The organism is Aphanizomenon sp. CS-733/32, from assembly GCF_028330045.1.
Lineage (GTDB): Bacteria > Cyanobacteriota > Cyanobacteriia > Cyanobacteriales > Nostocaceae > Dolichospermum > Dolichospermum gracile.
Genome location: NZ_JAQMSE010000063.1, coordinates 1 through 2,792, shown reverse-complemented (window position 1 = coordinate 2,792; position 2,792 = coordinate 1). Strand labels below are relative to the sequence as shown.

Annotated in this window: 4 protein-coding genes; 1 reads left to right on the top strand and 3 read right to left on the bottom strand. The window is 34.5% G+C overall.

Annotated elements, in window-relative coordinates; genetic code table 11:
- The first annotated feature begins 198 nt into the window (after nt 1-198).
- Complete coding sequence (locus PN471_RS05225) at nt 199-402, top strand: transposase (protein ID WP_442867133.1); 204 nt, start codon at nt 199-201, stop codon at nt 400-402.
- A gap of 52 nt (nt 403-454) precedes the next feature.
- Here the strand turns inward: PN471_RS05225 and PN471_RS05220 are convergent, their stop codons facing one another.
- From PN471_RS05220 to PN471_RS05210, 3 genes are all read right to left on the bottom strand, one after another.
- Nucleotides 455-1,573 (bottom strand): transglutaminase domain-containing protein, encoded by a 1,119-nt coding sequence (locus PN471_RS05220; RefSeq protein WP_271775946.1) that lies wholly within the window; start codon nt 1,571-1,573, stop codon nt 455-457.
- A 90-nt stretch (nt 1,574-1,663) separates the two neighbouring features.
- The gene (locus PN471_RS05215) at nt 1,664-2,158 is read right to left on the bottom strand and encodes a hypothetical protein (RefSeq protein WP_231939856.1); all 495 of its coding nucleotides are present in this window, start codon (nt 2,156-2,158) and stop codon (nt 1,664-1,666) included.
- A 98-nt stretch (nt 2,159-2,256) separates the two neighbouring features.
- Nucleotides 2,257-2,661 (bottom strand): hypothetical protein, encoded by a 405-nt coding sequence (locus tag PN471_RS05210; RefSeq protein ID WP_271775945.1) that lies wholly within the window; start codon nt 2,659-2,661, stop codon nt 2,257-2,259.
- Nucleotides 2,662-2,792: the final 131 nt, after the last annotated feature.

The window sequence follows — 2,792 nt, the reverse complement described above, 5'->3', positions numbered from 1 at the left end:
GGGCTGAAGCCCTGACTACGGATTTTAACATATTTTAACATAGTAGTTAGGACTTTAGTCCTGATCTTATCCGTAGTAATTAGGACAGGGCTGAAGCCCTGACTACGGATTTTAACATAGTATAGCCATAGCCAGGTTAATCAGGACGCTGCTTTAACCACTTTTGCCGGGCAGTCTTCACTATCAAGTCTGGTTATTATGGTTTATGTCTCAATCTTGATGGCTACAGCTATAATTGAAGAGGCTGGGTGTCAGTTAGTTTACTTACCGCCTTATTCACCTGATCTCAACCGAATTGAAAAGTGTTGGGCTACTTTGAAAAGTAGGATTCCCAAGCTTTTATCCACATCAGACAATTTACGTGATGCAATGGAAATCGTTATCAAGCAAGCAGCGTCCTAATTAACTTGGCTACAGCTATATTTGATGAAGCTACACTTCAGATTTTGAATAGTTATCGGTGTCCAGATGTGTCTGGACTTTGGTAATTGTGGGTAAGTTTTATGGGACGGTCGAGAGCCTGTTTTTCAAAGCTATCTCTATTTTTCTGTTCAGAAAAAGGTAAAAGCTGCCAATTTAAAAAATGTAAAACCGGCAAATTTATTTGATCAGGAAAATGGCTTTCGATCATTAATTTAGGGGACCGCATCAGATAATCTGATCTATATGAAGTAACATCATCATCCCAGGTTGTATCAACAAATTGCCAATTCCCTTCAATCTCAACTGCATTCCAGGCGTGACCTGTCAAACTATCTTTAGGCTTAATCAGTTTTTTCCAAGAAGGAATTGAATCTTGGATTAGTTCTAGACGAACTCTTCCTTCAATGTAAACAACATTGGCATCAATTTGTCTGGCTAATGCCTCGAAAAGACGTGCATATCCTTCGCAAACTGCTTTGCGAGTGTCAAAAACTGTTTGTGGGTCTTGGGGATGTCTTATGCCTTTATTCCAAGCTTCTTCATCATAAGTAAGCCAATTAATCACAAAGTCATGTACAGCTTTAATTCTTAAATAGGAATCTGGCTCATTTTCAACAATATACTTAGCCACTGATTGGATGTTTTTTTCCGCATTAGATGGCATATTAGCAATAAGTGGATGAATCGTTGTATAATTCTTCTGGAGCAAGGTTGTATTTATTTGATGAGGTTTGGGTCTGTGTATTAGATAACTGACTAAATTACCCCATCCATAGGGATTAGTATAGTGAATCAAAACTATTAATACTGAAATACCCGTTAACTTTTTATGTTTTAGATTTTTCCAGTAACTAAACTTGTCAAGTTGTAATGATTGACAATACTTTCTGAATGATGGATGTTTAATGGTACGAAAAATAATGACAACTGCCAAAATTAATATGACGGTTGTTATTAAGTTCGGAATCATGCTGGTAGTTAAATGGGCTGTTGTGAGGATTATTTTTCCTTGCAGCCATAAGTAGATAAACCATATAATTAAGAACAGAGTTAGTAAACTAACTCCGATTATTAGGGCTATTTGTTTTTTCTTTCGCTGCTTACGTTTACGGACTTCTTGACGAAAAAGTTCTGCAAAATTTTTACGCATAAAACTCTCCCTGATCTCTAAAATGTGCTTTGATTACTATAGGCGGGCTGAATGTGTTGATAAAACTCCCCCGCAGTGAAATACCCTCAATTATTTATTTTCAGATGGGGTATTTTGTAGTTGTTTTAATTTTAATTCTGCTTCATAAATTTGGCTTTGAACTAACTGAAGTTGCCCTTGAGCCAGATTTTTTTGTATTTCCAATAATTCTGTTTCTTTGATAATTTTTTGCATTCTGATTTTATGTGAATTAGTTCTACCAGGCTGAAAAATGAATCCTATATACACAGTAACATTGTTAGCATCAAGAGTATTCACACCAGCAGAAATGTTGAATCCAAAATCGTTTTCGGTATTCACTGGAGTATCAATGGAATGATTCAGGGGATATATATTGGGAAAGTTAAATTCATTAACATTACTATTTTGATTGGGAGTCTGAAAAATATTATTATACTCCCCTGTTACTTGAGAATTACTATTATTACTTTGTTGGGAAGACTGAGATAAGACAGGTTTATTAACCAGCAATTCTGATATTAATAGATAACAAATACTACAAGTCAATAAATAAAAATTTTTCATGAACATCATTTTACCCCTGATATTGACAAAAAATGACAAACTACAGATATTATCCTTCAAAACTTTTAGCTCAAAACTTCTAAATATTTAACCATGAATCATTCATTCTCATCATCAAGAATGATATTGTTTTCATCTACATAAATAACCAAGATTTGTTTAATATTTTTACTGCCTCCACTCGACTGAGAAAGCTGTATATTTGGTCCTAGTAACTCTACTTGAAAAGGAAATCCGGTAGATTTGTAAACACCAGCAATTTCTAGAATATTTTTACCTTTCTTTAAGATATTTGCAAGAGGAATCTGAGTGTTGTTAGCTACTATCTTTTTAATATTTCTGCCATTGAGCTTAATATTTCCTACAAAGCCATTAGCAGCACTTATTTTGAGAAAGTTGTTTTCTTTGAGATCATTGAGAGTTAAATTAATGATGCTTTCTTGTTTGGTATCTTTTGTTTGATGATAATTTGCAGAAACTAACCTGGGAGATGTAACCCACATTCCGCACCCCAAAATATTACAGAGGGAAATTACGGAGATGAAAATCGAAGGGAGCATCAAAACAAACAGACAAAGTGAAAAAAGGCATTTGAGAAACAGTAAATCACCAAAAATGTCATCAAAATCTATTC